A 22,575-nucleotide genomic window follows, 5' to 3' on the forward strand; every position below is an offset into this window, starting at 1 on the left:
TATTTTATTGTTTTTTTCAGAAGAACCTTTCGACAAAACAAGCCCACCTAAGGGGGGCTTGTTTTTATTTTATAGTCGTAAAAACTCAGGCTCGGTCGTACCAGCACTATCGATGTAATAAATTGTATCGGGATTGATTTTTATTAGTACGTAATTAGGGTCTTCCGCACCGAGTAACCAGCGTTTTAAGCTATTAGTCCAAAATTTGTTTTTTAATGTTTGATCTTCTTCGATGGAAGCTATACCTTCAACTTCAATGTAATCCTCATCTAATTTCTTTCCTTCACGTCCAAGTAGTACATGTACATTGGGATTTTTTTCAATATCTGTTATCTTTTTTGAATTTCGATCTGTTGCAACATATAGTACAAAATCTTCGTGGAAAAACATCATAAAGGCGCTATGTGGCTTATCGTTACGTACAGTAGATAATACACCAGTGCGTTGACCTTGAATAATAGTTGCGATTTTTTCTTTTAAGTGCATATTTTTAGCCTCTTTTCATAATTCATAATTTTTTCTGTCTGGACAAGATAATTTAAATATCTTTCATACTGTTTTCTTCAATCCGATTTTTTAAACGTAATTGTGATGAAATCGGACAAGTTAGGAGATGAATAATAATAATATCGAGGAGAAATACATACGATGGAAGGATGAAAAGCATGTTTAATAAAATATTTCTCATAGTAGCGCTTATAGGTGTACCACTTTCTGTAATCGGAAAAACACTTCATTGGCCACAAACTATTATGTTTGCTGTATACTGCATTACTATTATTGCATTAGCTGGTTTTATGGGGAGGGCGACAGAAAGTTTAGCAATTGTTTCTGGGCCTCGGATAGGTGGTTTATTAAATGCAACTTTCGGTAATGCCGTGGAACTTATCATTTCAATTTTTGCACTCCAGGCAGGATTAACAGAAGTTGTTTTAGCTTCCTTAACTGGTTCTGTACTTGGAAACTTATTACTGGTAGGAGGGTTATCCTTCTTTATAGGTGGCCTTAAGTATAAAAGACAAAGTTTCAATGTTTATGATGCAAGACATAATTCAGCTTTATTAATATTTGCTGTTGTCGTAGCCTTTGTTATTCCAGAGATTTTTTCAATGAAGATGGATGCTGGAAAGACGTATCAATTAAGTATTGGTGTTTCTATTATCATGATCATTATGTACCTTGCTGCATTGCTATTTAAGTTAGTTACGCACCGCGGTGTATATCAACATAAGAGCGATGAAGAAGTACATGAGGAGGAGCCTGAGTGGTCGAAAGGTAAAGCGCTACTCGTTTTAGCGATAGCAACAATTGCGGTAGCTTATGTTTCAGAGGCACTCGTACATACTTTTGAAACGGTTGCAAAGTCATTTGGCTGGTCAGAGTTATTTATAGGGGTTATCATCGTTGCGATTGTTGGTAATGCAGCAGAACATGCATCTGCGATTATTATGGCATATAAAAATAAAGTAAATATCGCAGTAGAAATTGCAGTAGGTTCTACATTACAAATCGCCATGTTTGTTGCTCCTGTGTTAGTAATTCTTTCGATGCTTTTTGCACAAAAGATGCCTCTAGTATTTACAATACCAGAACTTGTTTCTATGATTACAGCTGTTTTCTTAACTATCGCCATTTCAAATGATGGGGATACAAACTGGTTTGAAGGAGGCACTTTATTAGCTGCGTATGTCATTATGGGAATTGGTTTTTATTTATTATGAAAAATAGGGATAACAATGCTTCAGAGGGAAAACACTAAATACAGTAATTTATATACCTTTACGTAGGAAGGAGCCAGACAGGTGAAACGAGTATACAGCATATGTCTTTCAACCATGGTCTCGTTTATTTTATTATTTCCTAACAGTAGTTTTGCAAAGACAACGGTAGAAGTAAAAATGCCTTCATCTGTTTTAAATATTTCAAAGGATAATACATTTCCAAATGACGCACAAGATTTACCGCGTTTACAGCCAAGTAAGTTTGCGCAAGAACTATTGAAAACAGCAAATATTAAAATTGAAAACCCAGATTTAATTCGAATGTTTAATGAAACGACAATTTCGAATGCACCGCTTGCAGTAGGGTACCGAGCGAAAATTTATTTAGGACAATGGGCATTAAATTATGAGTCAATAGACACATCGATTAATTGGGAATATAAGCAAGTAAATCGAAATGTATATGATAATCGCGGAGGGGATCGCTTATACCCACTTCGCTATAAGCAAGAAACCCAAAAGACAATCGAAGGTGATTTAACAGCAGATATGAAAGATACTACAGATGTGAAAAAAATGATGCTTCTAAAAGCGCTTGAAAAAGTACAATTGCCACTTTCATTTAAAACAACCATTGGTTATGGTACCGGACATGAGCGTGTTTATAATATTAGTCCAAGTCAACTTGGATATTTATATGCGTATACACCAGCAGTAAATGAAAAAGGAAAAGTAACATTTGGAGAAGTCTACCTTGTGTTAAAAGGGAATCAAAAAAAGCTTGTCGTGAAAAATATTACATCTCAAGGAATCGGAGCCGCTATTCCAATTCATGATCATTTATTTTTTAAATTTGTTTCTTCATCGCATGCACAATGAAATAAAAAACGTCAGCCTATAAGCTGACGTTTTTTATTTATAACATAATGTTTGATGTTTTTGATAAGAAATCTTCTTTTGGATAGTAGCTATTTTTTACAAGAACATTCGGTCCAAGGCATTTCACAGCAGGACAATGGCAACTTAATGATTTTGCTGTTTTTGAGTCACACCATTTGTCGTAAGCTTCTTGTAGTGTATTTGTTTGTACATTACCTAGAAGCGGGACATCACCGAAGTCGGTCACGATAATATTTCCATCGAAAATATTTACGTTCAAACGAGAACGACCATCTGGATCATTGCGGACAGTTACATTTTTACTTTCATGTAATTTCTTTAGTGTAGCTAAATCGTGTTCATTATCACTACATGCATAGAAAGGTAATGTTCCGAATAACATCCACACATTTTCATCACGGATCTCTAATAAATGTTCAACTGCATTTCGAATTTCTTCTTTTGTTAAAATTTCAAGTGTGCTAGCGAAGTCACTCGGATACATCGGGTGAACTTCATGACGTTTACAGCCCATTTCTTCAACGATTTGACGGTGAATATGTTCAATATGTGGTAGAGTTCGTTTGTTTAACATAGTTTCGGCTGATACGAGTACACCTGCCTCTGATAGAGCTTTACTATTTGTAATCATTCTTTCAAATAATTTAGCGCGCTGTTCATAAGTAGGCTTACGCTCCATCATTGCAAATCCGCCTTCAACGAAGTCATCGATTGTTCCCCAGTTATGTGAAATGTGCAATACATCTAAGTAGGGAATAATTTGTTCGTAACGTGCTAAATCTATAGTTAAGTTTGAGTTGATTTGAGTGCGAACGCCTCGTTCATGGGCGTATTTTAAGAGTGGTGTTACATAGTTGTCGACGGATTTTTTTGAAAGCATAGGTTCTCCGCCTGTAATACTTAAAGAACGTAAATGAGGAATCTCATCTAATCGTTTTAATAAAAGCTCCATCGGAAGCGGGTTTGGATCTTTCGGCTGTAATGTGTAACCAACAGCGCAATGCTCGCAACGCATATTGCATAACGTCGTCGTTGTAAACTCAACGTTTGTTAATAGTAGTTTGCCGTACTCTTCAAGGTCCATATACGCTTCCCATGGATCGTAAGAAGGAGTAATCGGCTTCATTATTTGTGATATCGTCATATGAAATACTCCTTTGACTATTGAAATAACAATTTGTCCATTCTCTATAATAGAAGAATATGTGCTTTTTATAAAGTGAAACTTTTTGTGAAAAAAGAGAGAGGGCTTACATTATAATGAATTACTGTGACGAAATTGATGAAATTACATGCCCATAGCAATCATTTTTGCGGTATAATAAAAGCAACTCGAATTAAAAGGAGAGTGCCTTCATGGGAAAAGCAATTCAAGGTAAAGATTCACAACTAGTATATTTGAAAGAACGTTTAAATATGTTCATTGAAGTAATTGATACGATTGAACCAGAAGAGGTAGAATTAGAGGATGTAGATCGTCTTCTTGCAATGTTAGATGAATTAGAACTGAAATGTGAGCAATTTAAAAAAGACGAATAATATATTAAAAAGGCTGCCACTACAAAATTGGCAGCCTTTTTCTGTACGGATAATAGAAGGAATATAGAAAAAAAGGTATAATCAAATTGTGAAAAATTTCATTTAACCTTTAATGGCGTGAAATAAATAAACAGCTGAAGAGTATAACAATGGAATTTTCATTTCATAACGTTTTGGTAGCGTTCACAATTGAGGGGGAAGTAACAATGGAAAAGCTTCAAGAAAGCATGTATCAACTAATTGTTGAAACGTCAACGAACTTACCGAAAGATGTTCGTCGCGCAATTCAACAAGCGAAAGAACGAGAAAATGCAGGAACTCGTTCGGCGATGGCACTTGGCACAATTACGAATAACATTAAAATGGCAGATGATAATATCTCGCCAATTTGCCAAGATACAGGGATGCCAACGTTTAAAATTTATACACCAGTTGGTGTGAATCAATTAAAACTGAAGGAAGCTATCTATAGTGCGCTTGAGCGGGCGACAAAAGATGGTAAACTTCGTCCAAACTCTGTTGATTCTCTTTTTGGAGACAATAGCGGAAACAATTTAGGACCAGGTACACCTGTTATTAAGTTTGAACAATGGGAAAAAGATTACATTGATGCACGTTTAATTTTAAAGGGCGGCGGTTGTGAGAATAAAAATATTCAATATAGCCTGCCTTGTGAAATAGAAGGACTTGGACGAGCTGGGCGTGATTTAGAAGGAATTCGTAAATGCCTTCTTCATGCAGTATATCAAGCGCAAGGTCAAGGGTGTAGCGCAGGAGTAATCGGCGTCGGTATCGGGGGAGACCGCACATCAGGTTACGAATTAGCAAAAAATCAATTATTCCGTACATTAGATGATGTAAATCCAGTTCCAGAATTACACAAGCTTGAAGAGTATGTATTAGAGAATGCGAATAAGCTTGGCATTGGTACGATGGGATTTGGCGGAGAAACAACTTTATTAGGTTGCAAAATTGGAGTATATAATCGTTTGCCAGCGAGCTTCTACGTATCTGTTGCGTATAATTGTTGGGCATATCGTCGTCTTGGTGTAACAATTCGTCCTAAAACAGGTGAAATTATGGATTGGTTGTACCAGGAAGGTGAAGATACACTTCAACAAGAAACTGCGCAAGAACAAACAGAGCAGCGTGAAATCGTATTACAAGCTCCAATTACAGAAGAGCAAATTCGTGAACTTCGTGTTGGTGATGTTGTTACAATTAACGGCATGATGTATACAGGACGTGATGCGATTCATAAACATTTAATGGATAACGATTGTCCAGTAGATTTAAAGGGACAAATTATTTATCATTGTGGTCCAGTTGTAGTGAAAGATGAAAATGATAATTGGCAAATTAAAGCGGCAGGTCCAACGACAAGTATTCGTGAAGAGCCATATCAAGGCGATATTATGAAAAAGTTCGGTATTCGTGCTGTAATTGGTAAAGGTGGTATGGGTGCTAAAACATTAGCAGCTTTAGAAGAACACGGTGGTGTGTACTTAAATGCAATTGGTGGTGCAGCGCAATATTATGCTGAATGTATTAAAGAAGTGAAAGATGTTGATTTCTTACAATTCGGTATCCCAGAGGCAATGTGGCATTTACGTATCGATGGTTTTAAAGCAGTTGTAACGATGGATTCTCATGGTAAAAGTCTACATGCTGATGTTGATAAAACATCACTTGAAAAATTGGCGAGCTTTAAAGAACCTGTATTTAAGTAAAGAGAAGTGCATCTCGAATTATTCGAGGTGCATTTTTTTGGTATATATAGAAAAACATGTTCAGCATGAAAGAAAGCAGGGAAACAGAAACTACAGGTACGATTATATATGGAAAGGAGACTATTTATGAAATATAAATGGTTATATATAGGTCTCATTTTTTCAATTATGATGGCACTTGTTCCAGTTTCAACATTTGCTTATACGAATACACCACATAACTGGGGAATCCCACGTCCTAAAAATGAAACGGTGCCAGATGCAGGGAAACTATATACAGAATTACTACAAAAAAATGGTGGGTTTTATTTAGGAGATACGAAGAAAAAAGATATTTATTTAACATTTGATAATGGATACGAAAATGGATATACAGGAAAGATTTTAGATGTACTGAAGGAGAAAAAAGTACCAGCAACTTTCTTTGTGACGGGACATTATATAAAAACACAAAAAGATTTATTATTAAGAATGAAAAATGAAGGACATATTATTGGTAATCATTCTTGGAGTCATCCAGATTTTACAACAGTAAATGATGCAAAACTTCGTGAAGAATTAACGAGCGTAACGGAAGAGATTAAAAAAGTTACTGGGCAAAAAGAAGTGAAATATGTACGCCCTCCGCGAGGCGTGTTTAGTGAAAGAACGCTAGCGCTTACGAAAGACATGGGATATTATAACGTGTTTTGGTCGCTTGCATTTCTTGATTGGAAAGTAGATCAGCAAAGAGGATGGCAATACGCTCATAATAATGTAATGACTATGATTCATCCAGGATCTGTTTTGTTACTTCATGCAATATCAAAAGATAATGCAGAAGCACTTGCGAAAATCATTGATGATTTGCGCGAGAAAGGGTATCATTTTAAAAGCCTAGATGATTTAGTAAAAAGCAATCAACCGTAAGCATGTATGCTTGCGGTTTTCTCATGCTATAATGATGTGTAAAAAGGATGGGGAAACGTATGTGGAGCGAACATGTTACGTTAGAATATCCGTACCATTTTGAGGAAGTACTAAAGCGTTTATCTTTCGACCCGTTAAACGTTATTCAATTAGACGAGAAAGTAATTTATGTCCCGCTTTTTATAGACGAAGAACAGATTGTTGTTCGTTTGCAAGGGATTGGTACTGTTCAAAATCCACAGTTTTGGATCTCTAGTCAGGCAGGAGATCAAGAGAAAGTAATGAAACGAATGAAATCCATTTTTCACTGGAATGAACCGTTTCAAAATATACAAAATCATTTTTTAAACACATCATTACGTCCACTATTTGAAACATATGCTTATACTCCAATTATTTTAGAATTTGATTATTTCGCTTGTCTTCTTCGCTGTATTATTCATCAACAAATAAATTTGAAATTTGCTACTGTGCTAACAGATCAATTTGTAAAACGATATGGGACAGAGAAGAACGGCGTTTTCTTTTTCCCAACACCAGAAAGAGTAGCAAACATTTCAATAGAAGAATTGAGAGAGCAGAAGTTTAGTCAGCGAAAAGCCGAATATATAGTAGGATTAGCAAAACATATTGTAGGCGGTAAATTAGATTTAGCAAGGATACAAAACGAAACAGAAGAAGAAGTATCGGCACAATTGTTACCAATAAGGGGTATTGGAGCATGGACAGTGCAAAACTTTTTAATGTTTGGGCTTGGTCGGAAAAATATGTTTCCAAAAGCAGACATTGGAATTCAGCGCGCAGTGCAAGGTGTATTTCAATTAGATAATAAGCCTGATGATGCATTTTTAGAAAAAGTGAAACAAGAGTGTGAACCATATTGCAGTTATGCAGCGTTATATTTATGGAAAAGTATAGAGTAGAGGTGTAATAATGATACAAAAGCAACAAGAGAGTAAGTTGGAAGTTGGTCAAACGTTTCCTGTGACAATTAAACGTCTTGGGATTAACGGAGAAGGCGTTGGTTATTTTAAGAGACAAGTTGTTTTCATTCCAGGGGCATTACCAGGAGAAGAAGTTGTTGCTGAAGCAACGAAAATTCAGCGTGGCTTCGCTGAAGCGAAAGTGAAAAAAGTTCGTAAATCCTCACCACATCGTGTGAAAGCACCATGTTCAGTATATGAGGAGTGTGGTGGCTGTCAATTGCAGCATTTAGATTATAAAGAACAATTAAATCAAAAGCGTGATATCGTTGTACAAGCATTTGAGAAGTACATGAATAACAGTCTGGAAGAGAAAATTCGTCCGACGCTTGGTATGGAAAATCCATGGCATTATCGTAATAAAAGTCAATTGCAAGTGGGGCGTAAAGACGAAAAGGTTATTACAGGGTTATATAAGCAAAACTCACATCAGTTAATTGATATTTCTCATTGCATGATTCAGCATAAAGCAACGAATGAAGCGACAAAAGTTGTAAGACGTATATTAGAAAAATTAAATGTTTCTATTTACAATGAGAAAAAACAAAAAGGTTTAGTACGCACAATTGTGACACGTACTGCAGTTCAAACAGGGGAAGTGCAAGTCACACTTATTACAACAAAAGAAGAATTACCAAATAAAGATCAATTTATCGCAGAAGTGCAAAAACAAATGCCAAGTGTTAAATCAATTATGCAAAACGTAAACTGGCGTAAAACATCTGTTATTTTCGGTGATAAAACATTTAAATTAGCTGGAAAAGAAGTAATTCAAGAAACACTAGGTGATTTATCATTTGAATTATCAGCACGCGCATTCTTCCAATTAAATCCAGAACAAACAGTTGTTTTATACGATGAAGCGAAAAAAGCAGCTGCTTTAACAGGAAACGAGAAGATTGTGGATGCGTATTGTGGTGTCGGTACGATTGGACTTTGGCTTGCGAATGATGCAGCGGAAGTACGTGGTATGGATGTAATTCCAGAAGCGATTGAAGATGCAAAGAAAAATGCAAAACGCCACGGATTCACAAATGCAAAGTATGAAGCTGGTAAAGCGGAACAATGGTTACCAAAGTGGGTAAAAGAAGGCTGGCGTCCAGATGTCATTGTTGTCGACCCACCGCGTACAGGTTGTGATGATAAATTACTTGAAACGATTTTAAAAGTGAAACCGAAACAAGTTGTTTACGTGTCTTGTAACCCTTCCTCATTAGCACGTGATGTGGAAACATTAATGGAGAGCTATGAAGTGGAGTATGTACAACCAGTTGATATGTTCCCGCATACTGCGCATGTAGAAAATGTAGTGAAACTTGTTAGAAAGTAACATTCAATAAGGATATGTCCCTCACAAAGCAGGAGCTATGTGAGGGTATATTTTATTTAGCGAATGGAAGTAAGGAGAATATAATGAACAATTATAAATTGACGATTCAATATGATGGTGCGCGTTATAAAGGGTGGCAACGTCTTGGTAATAATGACAATACGATTCAGGGGAAAATCGAAAGTATAATATCTGAAATGGTCGGAAAAGAAATTGAAATTATCGGCTGTAGTAGAACGGATGCTGGTGTACACGCTTTGAATCAAGTAGCTAACTTTCAAAGTGATGAGAAGTTAGTAGAACATAAAGTAAAAAAGTATTTAAATCAATATTTACCAAATGATATTAGTATTACGAGTGTAGAAGAAGTACCAGATCGTTTCCATGCTCGTTACAATTCTAAAGCAAAAACATATCTTTATAAAATTTGGAATGAAGAGCATACGAACCCATTTATGCGTAAATACAGCATGCACGTGAATAAACAATTAAATGTGAAAAGCATGAAAGAAGCTGCGAAACATTTAGTTGGTTCACATGACTTCACTGCCTTTTCAAATGCAAAGTCTAAGAAAAAATCTATGGTTCGAGAAGTGTATACACTTGATGTTTCCGAAGAATCAGGATTTGTACAAATTAGAGTAAGTGGTAACGGATTCCTTCATAACATGGTGCGGAAAATTGTTGGAGCATTAATTGAAGTTGGATTAGGGCAATTAGAGGCGGACGCAATTCCAAACATTTTAGAGGAAAAACAACGTAATCAAATTAATTGTCTTGCTGAGGCGAGTGGATTGTATTTGGAGAATGTTGAATTTTAATAATAAGTAAAAAAATCGAGCTGATAAGGCTCGATTTTTTTGCACTCTGAAATTAAGAAGATTCCTCTTTCTTCATACGTAGCTTCAAATTCCAAAAAGCAGCAAGCATAATAGCTGCAAAGGAGCCGCTAATTGTGCCTAAGAGCTTTGCATGAGGAAAGCTGCTCATATCAATGAATAGCATTATACATAGAATGGTAGGGAAAAGACCTAAGTAGTGTAATAACTTCAACTTCTTATCATTACTCATATACATTGCCCCTTTCTAGCATATTATACGTTTATTATAACATATTTTACCAGTTTCTTTGCACTTGGAGAAAGATTCATTTCATATGTGTAAGTGCAATTTTTTAATTCGATATTGTAAGTTTTGTCTACTCAATCCTAAAAATTTTGCGGCTTGTGAGATATTACCTTTATTTTCTTTAAGAATTTGATGGATATATTTCTTTTCCACTTCTTCGATTATACGTTTTAAAGTTTGTGGCGTATCAGTATTGTGACTAGTTAGCGGAGTCTGCATATTCAGTTCCTTTTTTGCTAGTTCGCGAAAGTGCGTTGGCATATGGAACGCTGTAATGATATCTTCATCTTCTATTAAGTTCATGGAGCCTTCAATTATATGTTCTAGTTCTCTCACATTACCAGGCCAATCGTATTTATAGAAGAAGTTATTTACGTTTAAATCTACATCTTTTACGCTAAGATCAAATTGGATATTGTATTTTTCAATAAAGTGTTGAACAAGATATGCAATATCTTCTTTTCGTTCCCGTAAAGGTGGAAGACATAAAGTAACAACGCTTAATCGGTAATATAAGTCTTGTCTTAATCGATTGTGTGCTATGGCTTCAAGAGGATCTTCATTAATAGTTGCTATAATACGAACATCAATTTCTTTTTCTTGTGTGCCTCCGATTCTTCGTATTGTTTTTTCTTGTATAGCCCGTAGCAATTTAGCTTGAAGTGCTGGGCTTAATGAGTTGATTTCATCTAATAACAAAGTTCCCCCATTTGCCTCTTCAAATAAACCAGGTTTATCTATTGCTCCTGTAAAAGCACCTCGATTTGTACCAAATAGTAAACTTTCCATTAAGGTTTCTGGTATAGCGGCACAGTTTTGCGAAATAAATGGTTTTGTTGAACGCTGGCTTTCATTATGGATGCTTTGCGCAAATAGCTCTTTACCGGTCCCTGTTTCCCCGATGATAAGTATGGAGGATGGCGTACGTATTACTCTCTTTGCTTCTGTAATGACCGATTGAATAGCTCTAGAATCACCAATTATGTGATCAAAGGTAAACTTAGTATTTTGTTTTCGAGAAAGGTTCGTTTTCATTGTTTGCTTTAAATGACTAATCTCTTTTGAAATTTCAATAGCGCCTTTAATTTTTCCATTTTCTATTATAGGAAAAGTATCGTTAATCGTCGTAATCTCTTGTCCTTTATTGTTAAAATACGTTTGTTTTATATTTTTGTTTGTTTTTCCAAGTTTTAAAGCCTCTATAAGAGTACTATTTTTATTTTCTTCAAATGCAAATACTTCTAAAGGATTTTTATCTAGCACATCTAAGCGATCCATTGATTCAATTTCCATCATTTTACGGTTATAGATAATCGTTTTACTTTCCTCATTAATAATATGGATCCCAATATCTAGTTCATTGAGTAAAGTTTCGTATAGCACATTCATTTCAATAATCTTTTTAAAATTGATTTCTTCTGTATGCATGTATTATCTTCTCCTCGTTATACCCTATGAAGACTGACTTTTTATAATTTTATTAAAATTCTCATAAAATCGCAAAATTTTTTTGCTATTTTCTCTTAAAAATTTTCAAATGATAGAAAATTTTTGCGGTTATGCAGATTTTTTTCGTAAGAAATACTAATTTTACATAGGTATTGAGGTTGGTACGTATTTTGCATGAATAGTAGTTAAGATCTCTAAATTTAAAGAGTAGGGGGATTATGAATCTTTATAGTGTATGCAACGTTTCAGTTTCAATTAATAAGAGGGAGGAATTTATAAAGTGAAGACGGTTATAGAAGGCGTGTATAGTCCTTGTTACGGGAAAGTAGAGAAATTATTTGTTACTGAAAGTTCTTACGTATATGAGTGGGAAAAATTAGCGTTAATTGAAACAATAGATAAGCAGCAGGTGGAAATTAAAGTGGGAATCAGTGGTTATATCGAATCATTAGAAGTGGTAGAAGGACAAGCTATCGCTGATCAAAAACTATTAATAACAGTGAGGGATGACCTTTTAATAACAGGTAGTGATTAATATAAGTAGTATGTATTTTTGCTCTTTTAAATAATTATTTTTACTATGAAGAATTTTAAAAACGCTTACATTAAATGGGTTTGCAAAGTGAAAAGGGGGGATTTATATGATGGATCAAAACCAGGGATTAAAAAGAGAATTGAAAAGTCGGCACATATTTATGATTGCACTCGGAGGGGTTATTGGTACTGGGCTTTTTTTAGGATCCAGTTATACAATTCATGAAGCTGGACCTGGAGGAGCGATTGTAGCGTATCTTGTCGGTGGATTTGTTATGTATTTAACGATGCTCTGTCTTGGAGAGTTAGCGGTTGCGATGCCTGATGCAGGATCGTATCAAACATATGCTACAAAACATATTTCACCTGCAGCGGGTTATGTAGTGGGATGGATGTCGTGGCTAAACTGGACGGCTACGATAGGCATTGAATTAATTGCAGTTAGTATATTAATGAAACGTTGGTTTCCAGATGTATCATCATGGATTTGGTGCGTAGTGTTTGCCGTATTGCTCTTTGTTATTAATGCGTTATCTTCAAGAAGTTTTGCGGAGGTTGAATTCTGGTTTGCAAGTATTAAAGTAATTACAATTATTGCATTTATCATTTTGGGCGGGGCAGCAATGTTTGGTTTTTTAGATATGAAAGGAAATGAACCAGCGCCGATGTTTTCTAGCTTTACTGATTATGGTGGATTGTTCCCAAATGGGTTATCAGCCATTTTAATTACGATGATTGCAGTTAATTTTTCCTTCCAAGGAACAGAACTAGTTGGTATTGCAGCTGGTGAGAGTGAAAATCCAGAGAAAACTATCCCGAAGGCAATTAATAATACAGTTTGGCGCATACTTATTTTCTTTGTACTATCTATTTTTATTCTTGCGGGACTATTTCCTTGGCAGCAAGCAGGAGTGATAGAAAGTCCATTCGTAGTTGTATTTGATAAAATTGGTATTCCTTATGCGGCTGATATTATAAATTTCGTTATTATTACAGCTGTACTATCAGTTGCGAATTCAGGATTATATGCAACTTCCCGTATGCTATGGTCTATGTCTAATCAAGGAATGATTAGCCCGATTTTTGGTAAGTTATCTAAAAACGGTGTTCCTATTTATGCATTGATTGTAAGTACGTTTGTAGGGTGTCTCTCATTACTATCAGGTATTTATGCGGAAGATACAGTTTATTTATGGCTTCTTTCTATTGCTGGGTTTGGAGCGATATTAGTTTGGGCATCTATTGCTTTATCTAACCTATTAGCTAGAAGGACATACGTGAAGCAAGGGGGAGATATTAAGGATTTGAAATTTAAAACACCACTGTATCCATTTGTTCCAATTCTTGCTTTAGTGTTAAATTTAACAGTAATTGTAGCTATGGCTTTTATTCCAGAACAAAGAATGGCATTGTATTGTGGTATTCCATTTATGATTGTTTGTTTACTGTTTTATCGTGCTACTAGAAATAAGAGAAGTAAAGTAGAACATACTGAAAAGACAAATACAACCGAATTAGAAAGTTTATAATAGTGATTAATTTGGAGACTGTAAGATTGTAAACAGTCTCTTTTTTTGTAAAAATAAAGCTGGAAACATACTACGTATGCAAAGGGGAATTAGCAATGAATCGAGAAGTTTCACAGCTATTAGAACAGATTGATTTACGAAAAGAGGAGCTACTAGAACTTACAAAAACTTTAATTCGTTTTGAAACACCAGCACCACCAGCAAGAAATACAAATGGGGCGCAAGAATTTGTTGCGGAGTTTCTAAAAAAACGAAATTTTAGTATTGATAAATGGGATGTATATCCAAATGATCCGAATGTTGTTGGAGTGAAAAAGGGGACAGCAAGTGAGTCACATAAAAGTCTCATTATTAATGGACATATAGATGTTGCAGAAGTATCAAAGGACGAACCGTGGGAAACAAAGCCGTTTGAGCCGTTTATAAAAGATGGTTGGTTAGTTGGGAGAGGCGCGGCAGATATGAAAGGTGGACTAGCTGGAGCCTTATTTGCTATTCAGCTTTTAGAAGAAGTGGGGATTGAATTACCTGGAGATTTAATTTTTCAATCGGTAATTGGCGAAGAAGTAGGAGAAGCAGGGACACTTCAATGTTGTAAGCGTGGTTATGATGCTGATTTTGCAGTAGTAGTTGATACAAGTAATTTACATATGCAAGGGCAGGGCGGCGTAATTACTGGATGGATTACAGTGAAAAGCCCGCAAACGTTTCATGATGCAACACGTAGACAAATGATCCATGCTGGAGGACGTCTATTTGGAGCGAGTGCGATTGAGAAAATGATGAAGATTGTCCAAAGCTTACAAGAATTAGAGCGTCATTGGGCAGTCATGAAAACATATGAAGGCTATCCATCTGGAACAACAACAATTAATCCAGCTGTTATTGAAGGAGGACGTCATGCGGCATTTATTGCGGATGAGTGCCGATTGTGGATAACCGTACATTTTTATCCAAATGAAACGCATGAACAAATAATAGAAGAAATAGAAGAGTATTTAGGAAAAGTGGCAGCAGCAGATCCATGGTTAAGAGAGAACCCACCACAATTTAAGTGGGGCGGAGAATCAATGATTGTGGATCGTGGCGAAATTTTTCCTTCTTTAGAAGTAGATAGCGAACATGTTGCTGTCAAAACGCTAAGTTCAGTACATGAATCTATTTTATCTAAAAATGCAATTTTAGATATGTCAGCAACGGTAACTGATGGCGGATGGTTTAGTGAGTTTAACATTCCAGCTGTTATTTACGGACCAGGTACATTAGAAGAAGCTCATTCAATAAATGAGAAAGTTGAAGTTGAGCAGTTAATTGAATTTACAAAAGTAATAACAGCGTTCATATATGAATGGTGTCATACAAAAAAATAGATTAGTATATTGAAATTGTACAGGTATGTACTTGTACGCTTTTTTAGTGAACTATTTCAGAGTTGAAAATAAACAACTGAAATAGTTCTTTATTTTTCTATGTTTTTCGTTTTATTTCAATTAATTTCTCTTTAGCTAATTCAACGGCAATCGCATCATCTAAATAGCCGATTGGAAAAAGATAATCGGGGATAATGTCTGTTGATAAAATGAAATATAGTAAGGCACCGCCAATAATTGCACGCTCTTCGGTTGAAATGGTTTCTGTACAAAATTGTTGGTACATATTTGTTAATTGCTCAATGAAAGGACCAGCACTATCAATTTGTTCTATTTTACTTTTGAAACTCTCGTGAATACGTTTTTCGCCTTCAGTAGTTTGAGCATAGCGCTCGTAATTTTCAAGTTCTTGTTTTACACGAGTTGTTGTGTATTCGAAGTCGAATAGGTTAGAGGATTGTAATGTTTGTTGAATTGTATCGAGAGATGTGTACATATCTGCTTTTTCCTTATTTATGTGTGGAGAGTTAGGGTACATTTCATCAAGTAATAATTGCGGTGGAACTTGTAGACAGTTTGCGAATTTTTGTAAATGGTTTTGCTTCGGTTGTTGTTTGCCATTAATTATTCTTGAAATTGTTGCAGGATCAATATTTGTAAGTGTTCCTAGTTGGCGCATAGATAGAGCACGCTCCTTTAACAGTTTCTTTATTAATTTACCGAGCCGCTCATTTGGATTTCCATTGGGCATAATGTAGGCACTCCTTTTCTATTGTCTATCGTTGAAAAAATGTTGAGCATTTATTACAAGTATATGAAACAGACAGGCACAGTTGCTCAACATTTTCATAATATGCAACGAAAAGTGAGAAAAGGGGTGACTGTACGATGAGTACGGCAGGTTTATTTTCAATTTTTTTAATCGGGATTGCGTCTAATTTAGATAATGCAGGTGTTGGGATTGCATATGGCATTCGTAAAATTCGAATTTCGTGGCTTAACAATTTTATCATCGCATTTTTTGGATTTTTATTTACTTTACTAGCTGGATTTTTTGGGAATTGGATCGCATTATTTATTTCAGAGTTCACAGCAAACATTATTGGAGCAGTCGTTTTAGGAATAATTGGGGTGTTTATTTTATGTCAGCCTTTCTTGAGTCAAAAAGATACCGTAGAATCTAAAGATAGTAGTGTACTTATGGGGGTTTTACGTGATCCAGAAAAAGCAGATTTTGATGGTTCTAAAACAATTAGTTTTTCTGAAGCAATTGTTTTAGGAGTTGCATTGTCCATAAACAATATTGCAGGTGGATTTGATGCTGGAGTAACAAATTTAAATCTTTGGCTTACGGCATGTATTTCTGGAGTTTTTAGTTTTATTTGTATTAGTGGTTTTACGTATGTTGGTAAAAGATTTTTAGCTGAATACTTAGGGAAATGGGCAACTATAATTGCAGGTGTGTTATTAATTCTTATTGGAATTGATCAATTGTTGTAAGAAGGATAGGGAAAACAGTATTCGAGTATTTCCTTGGAAATACACTAAAAAATTGCATATATCGACGTGAAATCTTTTCACGGTAATGAAAGATTGTAAGTATTATACAAATCTTTGGTGTAAAAAGGTTTAAAAAAGTAAAAGCACCTGCATAGGTGCTTTTTAGCGTATATCTTCAATTAGTTGTGCACATTCTTCATCATGCATACTGTACTCACTTAAAACTTGAATACAAAGCCATTTCAGTTCTTCAATACTATGCTCAAGTTCTTCGGGAAGTACATGGTAAATGTCTTCAAGTCCCATTCCGAAATGAATAAGTTCTAATACTTGATCATCGATATTCCGATCCATTAATAGTTCAAGCACTTCTAAATTGAATATGTATCGGTGAGATTCATCGAGTGAAACAACTTTTAGTTTCAAACTTTCTACAATACTCAATATAAAAAGAAGAATTGTTTTTTCGAGAACAGGTTGTTTCTCCATTTGAAATATGAGTTTCATCTTTTACACCTCCACATACAGCGCTAGGTTGTACTATATTATTCAGGAGGGGGGAGCAAATATGCATAATAAAGAGAACTTTTATTACTGTTTTTTTGAATTGTGTTGATGCCTAGTAGAACGGATTTTTTGTGAAATAAAAAATCCTGCCAATATAGCAGGATAACTTCTAAATTAAAACATACTCCAACCTTCTTGGGCAGAAAGTAATTCAAGAATTTTAAAACCAGCGATACTATTTCCGTTTGCATCTAAAGCTGGTCCGAAAATACCGATTCCCATTTCGCCTTTTACGCAGCCGAAAATGCCGCCCGCTACACCACTTTTTGCAGGGATTCCAACACGAATTGCAAATTCACCAGATTCATTATACATCCCGCAAGTAACCATAAATGTTTTACAAATTTTCGTAATATGTTTAGGGATGATCTGTTTCTTTTTATAAGGATCATATCCATCCATTGCAAAGATTAAACCAATACGTGCTAGGTCGATACAGTTAACCTCAATTGCACATTGACGCGTATATAAATCCATAAGTTCTTCAATATCGTTATCGATGATGCCATTTTGTTTCATATAGTAACAAAGAGAACGGTTTAAGTAAGCTGTTTCTAATTCAGAAGTGGCAACTTTAGAAGAATAACTAATAGTAGGATTGTCTGTTATATCACGCACAAATTGAAGAATGCGTTCCATCTTCTCCTCGTTATCATTACCAGCTAGCATACTTGTAATAGCTAATGCACCCGCATTAATCATTGGATTAAGAGGCTTGGAAGAACTTGTTGTTTCAAGCTTAATAATAGAATTAAATGGGTCACCAGTTGGTTCCATTCCAACTTTAGAAAATACATATTCTTCACCACGGTCTAAAAGGGCAAGAGCAAGTGTAATTACTTTAGAAATACTTTGAAGAGTAAATAGTGTTTGTGAGTTACCAGCATGGATATATTCTGTTTCTTTATGGAAAATGGCAATCCCTAGATCATTTGGATTTGCATTTCCTAGTTCGGGGATATAAGTAGCAAGTTTTCCTTTTTTCGTATATGGTTTTACTTGTTCTAACAACTGCTGTAAGTTGTTTGTTTCAATGCACTGCATAGTACCAACGCTCCTATTTAGAATTAGCTAAGTTTACTTTTCCCGATATGCTCGGAAATAAATAATAACATGAAAAAGTGGAATGATAAAACGAAAGTTGAATGTTCTATAGTGAGTCTTCAGTTTCGATTATTCCGTGTTATAAAAGGAAAATTTTCCTTTTATATAACAGTTTGGAAATAGGAGATTTATCCATAAAAAGTTCGGAAATAAAAACTACACATCTATACAACTATATGTTATTATGGTTATGTAAATAGAAAGCGTTTTCTAAAGCGTACTTATAATGATAACGATTTCATAAATTTGATAGGGGGAATTAAGATGTTGCAGTTTTTACAACGTATTGGTAAAGCGTTAATGCTTCCAATCGCCGTACTACCAGCAGCAGGATTATTGCTTCGTTTAGGGCAACCAGATGTATTTAATATTCCTGTTATGGCACAGGCCGGCGCAGCGGTTTTTGATAATTTAGCACTTATTTTTGCAATTGGTATTGCAATCGGTCTTTCAGTTGATGGTAGTGGTGCAGCAGGTCTTGCAGGTGCAATTGGTTATCTAGTTATGAAAAACAGTATTGATGCACTTAGTAAGGGATATTCTACTGCAGAATTACAAGATAAATTAGGTAAAGTCCAAGATTTAATAGGAAATAGCGCAAATGTAGATCCATCTAAGCTTGCAGATACAATGACACAAGTATCTAAGGCAGCCGAATTATCGACTAAAGTGGATATGAAAGTTTTAGGTGGTATTATTGTCGGTGTTATAGCAGGATTCCTTTATAATAAATTCCATAAAATTAAACTTCCAGAATGGTTAGGTTTCTTTGCTGGAAAACGTTTTGTTCCGATTGTTACATCGGTTGTAATGCTAATATTAGGAATTCTATTCGCACAAATTTGGCCAGCAATTCAAAATGGTATCGATGCATTAGCTCATGGAATTGTTAATTTAGGTGCAGTTGGTTCAGGTCTATTTGGTTTATTAAACCGTCTATTAATCCCAATCGGTTTACACCATGTAATGAACACATATTTCTGGTTCGTATTTGGTGACTTTACAAATGCAGCAGGTAATGTTGTAAATGGTGATATCGCTCGCTTCCTTGCAGGGGATAAAACAGCAGGTATGTTTATGACTGGTTTCTTCCCAGTTATGATGTTCGGTTTACCAGCAGCATGTTTTGCAATGATTGCAGCTGCTAAACCAGAAAAACGTAAAATGGTTACAGGTATGTTAGGTGGCCTAGCATTAACTTCATTCTTAACTGGTATTACAGAACCTATTGAATTCTCATTCATGTTCTTATCACCATTATTATATGGTATTCATGCCGTGTTAACAGGTATATCTTTATTCGTAACAACATCACTTGGCATTCACGATGGTTTCACATTTAGTGCCGGTGCAATTGATTACTTCTTAAACTTTGGTATTGCAACAAAACCAGTGTTACTAGCAGGAATCGGTTTAATTTACGCAGCAATTTACTTCGTAGTATTCTACTTCTTAATTAAGAAGTTCGACTTAAAAACTCCTGGTCGTGAAGATGACGATGAGTTAGCTGAAGAGGGTGATGCACCAGTTGCAGGTTCAATTGGTGAAACTTACGTAGCAGCTTTAGGCGGAAAAGAAAACTTAACAGTTATTGATAACTGTGCAACGCGTTTACGCTTACAAGTGAAAGATGCAGGTTTAGTAAATGAACCAGCATTAAAACGCGCAGGTGCAAAAGGCGTTATGAAATTAAGTAACACAAGTGTACAAGTTATCGTAGGTACAAATGTTGAATCTGTTGCCGATGATATGAAAAAACACGTATAAATAGTTAGATAAGAGGATATCCAAAAAGATTGATAACACCAGTCTTTTACAGGATATCCTCTTTTATTATGTTGAAATTTTAAAGGGAATCTTACTTTTGTAAATTTTCTTTTTCTTTTTTATACATATAGGTTGGTAATATGTTCAGCGCGTGATAAAGTAGGGATGACATAGAATGGAATGTCTATAATCTATTGAAATGATTTGGAGAAAGTCTTGTGTAGATGAATTAAATTATCGGTAAATAAGGGGAAAAAGGTAATCATGGATCAGGAAAAAAATACTGTTAATGGGAAAGTACGTCGTCCGATTGTATACATAAAAAGAACAATCATTCTCGTCCTACTATTTTCACTTGTATATTTCATGTATACAAAAATTGTTGCGCATAATAAAAAAGAGGAAACTTTAAAAGCAGCAGCAGAAATGAAGAAGCAAGAAGAGATAAAAAAGATAGAAGAAGTGAAAAGGCAAGAAGCTGAAAAACAAAGAAAACAAAAAGAACAGGAAGAACAGATAAAACAGGCGCAAGTTATAGAGAAACCTGCTGAGGGACCGCCTCAAGAAATTAATGAAAACGCTCAATTGGATCAATATTTACAGAGCATGGGATTTAGTGGGACAGCTGTTATTGTGAAGAATGGGAAAGTTCTTGTGAATAAAGGATACGGCATGGCTAATAAAGAGAAGCAAGTGCCGAATAATTCAGAGACGACCTTTTATATTGGCTCTATTTCAAAGGCATTTGTAGCGACGGCTATTATGCAACTCAAAGATCAAAATAAGTTGCAAGTAGAGGATACGGTTGCAAAGTATATTCCAGATTTTCCGCAAGGTAATAGCATTCAGCTAAAACATTTATTAACACATACATCAGGGATTCCAGAGTATGAGCAGGGAAAAGAAGATATTTCTCATGAAGAGTTGATAAAACGAATAGGAAACCAAAAGCGTATTGCAGGACCAGGAGAGAAATGGAAGTATTCAGATTCGAACTACTCTATACTTGCTTACATTGCTGAGAAGGTAAGTGGACAGTCGCTCGAAGAATATATAAAACAACATATTTTTGCGACTGCGGGTATGAAACATTCTGGTTTCGGTACAGCGTTGGAACAAACAAGATTCCCATCAACGGGTTATAAAATAGTGAATAACAATATGACAACACCTAATATTCCGAGCATGTCACAACTATATGGTTGTGGTGATATATATACGAGCGCGCATGATTTATATTTATTTAATGAAGCACTCTTTTCTGGAAAATTAATTTCAAAAGAGAGTTATAATCAAATGTTTACAGCCGTGAAAAAGGATTATGGATTTGGCTGGTATGTAGATCCAGGAAGCTATTCAAATCACGGTGTAATGCCAGGTTGGAATTGCTTAAATGGTTTTAGTAAAAATGGTAGTGTATATGTGGTTTTATTATCTAACATTCAAAATAACATTAAATCATTTGGTAAAGTGAATAACGACATTTATACGATGTTACGAAATATAGAAGTGTAAAAGACTGTCCTTTTGGATAGTTTTTTTTGCATTGAGGAAATATATGTGCGGTGCGATAATGAAATAAATGGAAAAGGGGGAGGTTTATGAGTATACATAAGCATCATGCACGCAATGCGAAACGAACTTTGTTTATAGCTATCATTGTATGGATTATCGTTGTAATTGGATTAGTTATGGAATATAAAAAAGGAACAATATTCACTTCAGATAAAGAAATTCTGAAATTAATAGGTATTTTGCTACCAGCGTTTGGATTACTAATATATAGTTTTATAGAAAAACGAAGAGCAAAAATGCTTAGACAGGATAATTGTAATATAGGGAGCTCTAGATTATTTGAACAACAAAAGTTCGTTGTTCGTAGAGAGGTAGGGGTATTTCAAGTAATAACGTACTTTGGATTAGATGGCAGTGCAGTAGGGTTTTTAAAAGAAGAGTATAATTCCGTTATTCAAAGTATATGGAAAGGTGCACTTTCTTTTCTTTTTAAGGGACTACATAAGCAACAATTTTATTTATATAATCAATCGGGAGAAAGGTTGCTGCGTGTTCAAAAGAAGATGGGCGTGCGTAACTTCTATATATTTTATAGTGTAAATGGAAAGAAAATTGGAGAGTTGAAACAAGTACTAAGTTTAACAAAATGGGAATGGATATTTTTAGAGATGAATGGTAAGGAAATTGGTAAAGTGACTGGGGACTTTTCAGCAACAATGCAGAAAATAGACTGGCAAGATGGAACACATATTGATGTGAAAGAAGATGGTATTCCGTTAGAAGCTGCAAAATATTTTTCGGCAAGTGGTGGATCCCTTGTTACAGCTTCTATATCCGGACAAGCAGAATTATCAAGAGCGGTATATTACGGCGTAGCTGCCATTGTGACAATTAAAAATTAAAGATTAACAAAGAGATAGATGGGAAACCATCTATCTTTTTTTATGCTCTGAAACAATTATTTCTTTTAGAAAATGTATGTCTTACCTATCACAAAAAA

The 22,575-nt window shown here is 35.1% G+C and carries 22 protein-coding genes; 15 read left to right on the forward strand and 7 right to left on the reverse strand.

Features of this window, described 5'->3' with window-relative positions; translation table 11 throughout:
* Window positions 1-69 precede the first annotated feature (69 nt).
* The gene (locus DN408_RS20795) at window positions 70-486 is read right to left on the reverse strand and encodes a pyridoxamine 5'-phosphate oxidase family protein (protein ID WP_002140268.1); all 417 of its coding nucleotides are present in this window, start codon (window positions 484-486) and stop codon (window positions 70-72) included.
* A 179-nt stretch (window positions 487-665) separates the two neighbouring features.
* Between DN408_RS20795 and cax the strand changes: the two genes are divergently transcribed.
* Window positions 666-1,721 carry a calcium/proton exchanger gene (gene cax / locus DN408_RS20800; protein ID WP_078178182.1) on the forward strand — a complete coding sequence of 352 codons (1,056 nt, stop codon included), beginning with the start codon at window positions 666-668 and terminating at the stop codon, window positions 1,719-1,721.
* Between the two features lie 81 nt (window positions 1,722-1,802).
* Window positions 1,803-2,600: a YfkD famly protein gene (locus tag DN408_RS20805; protein ID WP_002125017.1), complete on the forward strand. Its 798-nt coding sequence runs from the start codon at window positions 1,803-1,805 to the stop codon at window positions 2,598-2,600.
* A gap of 37 nt (window positions 2,601-2,637) precedes the next feature.
* On the opposite strand, the gene yfkAB is transcribed toward DN408_RS20805, so the two are convergent.
* Window positions 2,638-3,765: a radical SAM/CxCxxxxC motif protein YfkAB gene (gene yfkAB / locus DN408_RS20810; protein WP_002125019.1), complete on the reverse strand. Its 1,128-nt coding sequence runs from the start codon at window positions 3,763-3,765 to the stop codon at window positions 2,638-2,640.
* Window positions 3,766-3,977: 212 nt separating this feature from the next.
* On the opposite strand from yfkAB, the gene DN408_RS20815 reads away from it, so the two are divergent.
* From DN408_RS20815 to truA, 6 genes are all read left to right on the forward strand, one after another.
* Window positions 3,978-4,160 (forward strand): SE1561 family protein, encoded by a 183-nt coding sequence (locus tag DN408_RS20815; RefSeq protein ID WP_002010264.1) that lies wholly within the window; start codon window positions 3,978-3,980, stop codon window positions 4,158-4,160.
* Between the two features lie 206 nt (window positions 4,161-4,366).
* Window positions 4,367-5,890, forward strand: a complete 1,524-nt coding sequence (fumA, locus tag DN408_RS20820) for a class I fumarate hydratase (protein WP_179957911.1) — start codon at window positions 4,367-4,369, stop codon at window positions 5,888-5,890.
* A 126-nt stretch (window positions 5,891-6,016) separates the two neighbouring features.
* The gene (gene pdaA / locus DN408_RS20825) at window positions 6,017-6,799 is read left to right on the forward strand and encodes a delta-lactam-biosynthetic de-N-acetylase (RefSeq protein WP_002029593.1); all 783 of its coding nucleotides are present in this window, start codon (window positions 6,017-6,019) and stop codon (window positions 6,797-6,799) included.
* 59 nt (window positions 6,800-6,858) lie between these two features.
* Window positions 6,859-7,722, forward strand: coding sequence for a DNA-3-methyladenine glycosylase family protein (locus DN408_RS20830; RefSeq protein WP_050000837.1), 864 nt, complete (start codon window positions 6,859-6,861; stop codon window positions 7,720-7,722).
* 10 nt (window positions 7,723-7,732) lie between these two features.
* Entirely contained in the window at window positions 7,733-9,112 is a 1,380-nt protein-coding gene (gene rlmD, locus DN408_RS20835) for a 23S rRNA (uracil(1939)-C(5))-methyltransferase RlmD (protein WP_002029595.1), read from the forward strand.
* An 83-nt stretch (window positions 9,113-9,195) separates the two neighbouring features.
* Window positions 9,196-9,933 carry a tRNA pseudouridine(38-40) synthase TruA gene (truA, locus tag DN408_RS20840; RefSeq protein WP_002125027.1) on the forward strand — a complete coding sequence of 246 codons (738 nt, stop codon included), beginning with the start codon at window positions 9,196-9,198 and terminating at the stop codon, window positions 9,931-9,933.
* A 52-nt stretch (window positions 9,934-9,985) separates the two neighbouring features.
* On the opposite strand, the gene DN408_RS20845 is transcribed toward truA, so the two are convergent.
* Both DN408_RS20845 and DN408_RS20850 read right to left on the reverse strand, forming a co-directional pair.
* Complete coding sequence (locus DN408_RS20845; protein ID WP_147740386.1) at window positions 9,986-10,183, reverse strand: hypothetical protein; 198 nt, start codon at window positions 10,181-10,183, stop codon at window positions 9,986-9,988.
* An 81-nt stretch (window positions 10,184-10,264) separates the two neighbouring features.
* Complete coding sequence (locus DN408_RS20850; protein ID WP_002186862.1) at window positions 10,265-11,668, reverse strand: sigma-54 interaction domain-containing protein; 1,404 nt, start codon at window positions 11,666-11,668, stop codon at window positions 10,265-10,267.
* A 301-nt stretch (window positions 11,669-11,969) separates the two neighbouring features.
* Here DN408_RS20850 and DN408_RS20855 point away from each other — a divergent pair, with 301 nt between their 5' ends.
* From DN408_RS20855 to DN408_RS20865, 3 genes are all read left to right on the forward strand, one after another.
* On the forward strand, window positions 11,970-12,224 hold the full coding sequence (locus tag DN408_RS20855) for a biotin/lipoyl attachment domain-containing protein (RefSeq protein WP_002010281.1): 255 nt from the start codon (window positions 11,970-11,972) through the stop codon (window positions 12,222-12,224).
* Between the two features lie 106 nt (window positions 12,225-12,330).
* Window positions 12,331-13,752 (forward strand): amino acid permease, encoded by a 1,422-nt coding sequence (locus DN408_RS20860; protein ID WP_002125032.1) that lies wholly within the window; start codon window positions 12,331-12,333, stop codon window positions 13,750-13,752.
* Between the two features lie 95 nt (window positions 13,753-13,847).
* Window positions 13,848-15,122, forward strand: coding sequence for an acetylornithine deacetylase (locus tag DN408_RS20865; protein ID WP_002169222.1), 1,275 nt, complete (start codon window positions 13,848-13,850; stop codon window positions 15,120-15,122).
* 97 nt (window positions 15,123-15,219) lie between these two features.
* On the opposite strand, the gene DN408_RS20870 is transcribed toward DN408_RS20865, so the two are convergent.
* On the reverse strand, window positions 15,220-15,873 hold the full coding sequence (locus DN408_RS20870) for a helix-turn-helix domain-containing protein (protein ID WP_002029602.1): 654 nt from the start codon (window positions 15,871-15,873) through the stop codon (window positions 15,220-15,222).
* 137 nt (window positions 15,874-16,010) lie between these two features.
* Here DN408_RS20870 and ytaF point away from each other — a divergent pair, with 137 nt between their 5' ends.
* Window positions 16,011-16,622 carry a sporulation membrane protein YtaF gene (gene ytaF / locus DN408_RS20875; protein WP_002125037.1) on the forward strand — a complete coding sequence of 204 codons (612 nt, stop codon included), beginning with the start codon at window positions 16,011-16,013 and terminating at the stop codon, window positions 16,620-16,622.
* 162 nt (window positions 16,623-16,784) lie between these two features.
* On the opposite strand, the gene DN408_RS20880 is transcribed toward ytaF, so the two are convergent.
* On the reverse strand, window positions 16,785-17,129 hold the full coding sequence (locus DN408_RS20880) for a DUF3969 family protein (protein WP_002125038.1): 345 nt from the start codon (window positions 17,127-17,129) through the stop codon (window positions 16,785-16,787).
* 174 nt (window positions 17,130-17,303) lie between these two features.
* Window positions 17,304-18,233 carry a glutaminase A gene (glsA, locus tag DN408_RS20885; RefSeq protein ID WP_002029606.1) on the reverse strand — a complete coding sequence of 310 codons (930 nt, stop codon included), beginning with the start codon at window positions 18,231-18,233 and terminating at the stop codon, window positions 17,304-17,306.
* Between the two features lie 324 nt (window positions 18,234-18,557).
* Between glsA and nagE the strand changes: the two genes are divergently transcribed.
* The 3 genes from nagE (at window position 18,558) to DN408_RS20905 (ending at window position 22,477) form a co-directional block, all read left to right on the forward strand.
* Window positions 18,558-20,060, forward strand: a complete 1,503-nt coding sequence (nagE, locus tag DN408_RS20895) for an N-acetylglucosamine-specific PTS transporter subunit IIBC (RefSeq protein ID WP_003187209.1) — start codon at window positions 18,558-18,560, stop codon at window positions 20,058-20,060.
* A gap of 264 nt (window positions 20,061-20,324) precedes the next feature.
* Entirely contained in the window at window positions 20,325-21,575 is a 1,251-nt protein-coding gene (locus DN408_RS20900; protein WP_002010295.1) for a serine hydrolase domain-containing protein, read from the forward strand.
* A gap of 86 nt (window positions 21,576-21,661) precedes the next feature.
* Complete coding sequence (locus tag DN408_RS20905; RefSeq protein WP_002029609.1) at window positions 21,662-22,477, forward strand: hypothetical protein; 816 nt, start codon at window positions 21,662-21,664, stop codon at window positions 22,475-22,477.
* Window positions 22,478-22,575 lie beyond the last annotated feature (98 nt).

This window comes from Bacillus sp. AR13-1 (assembly GCF_008042285.1).
GTDB classification, from domain to species: domain Bacteria; phylum Bacillota; class Bacilli; order Bacillales; family Bacillaceae_G; genus Bacillus_A; species Bacillus_A mycoides.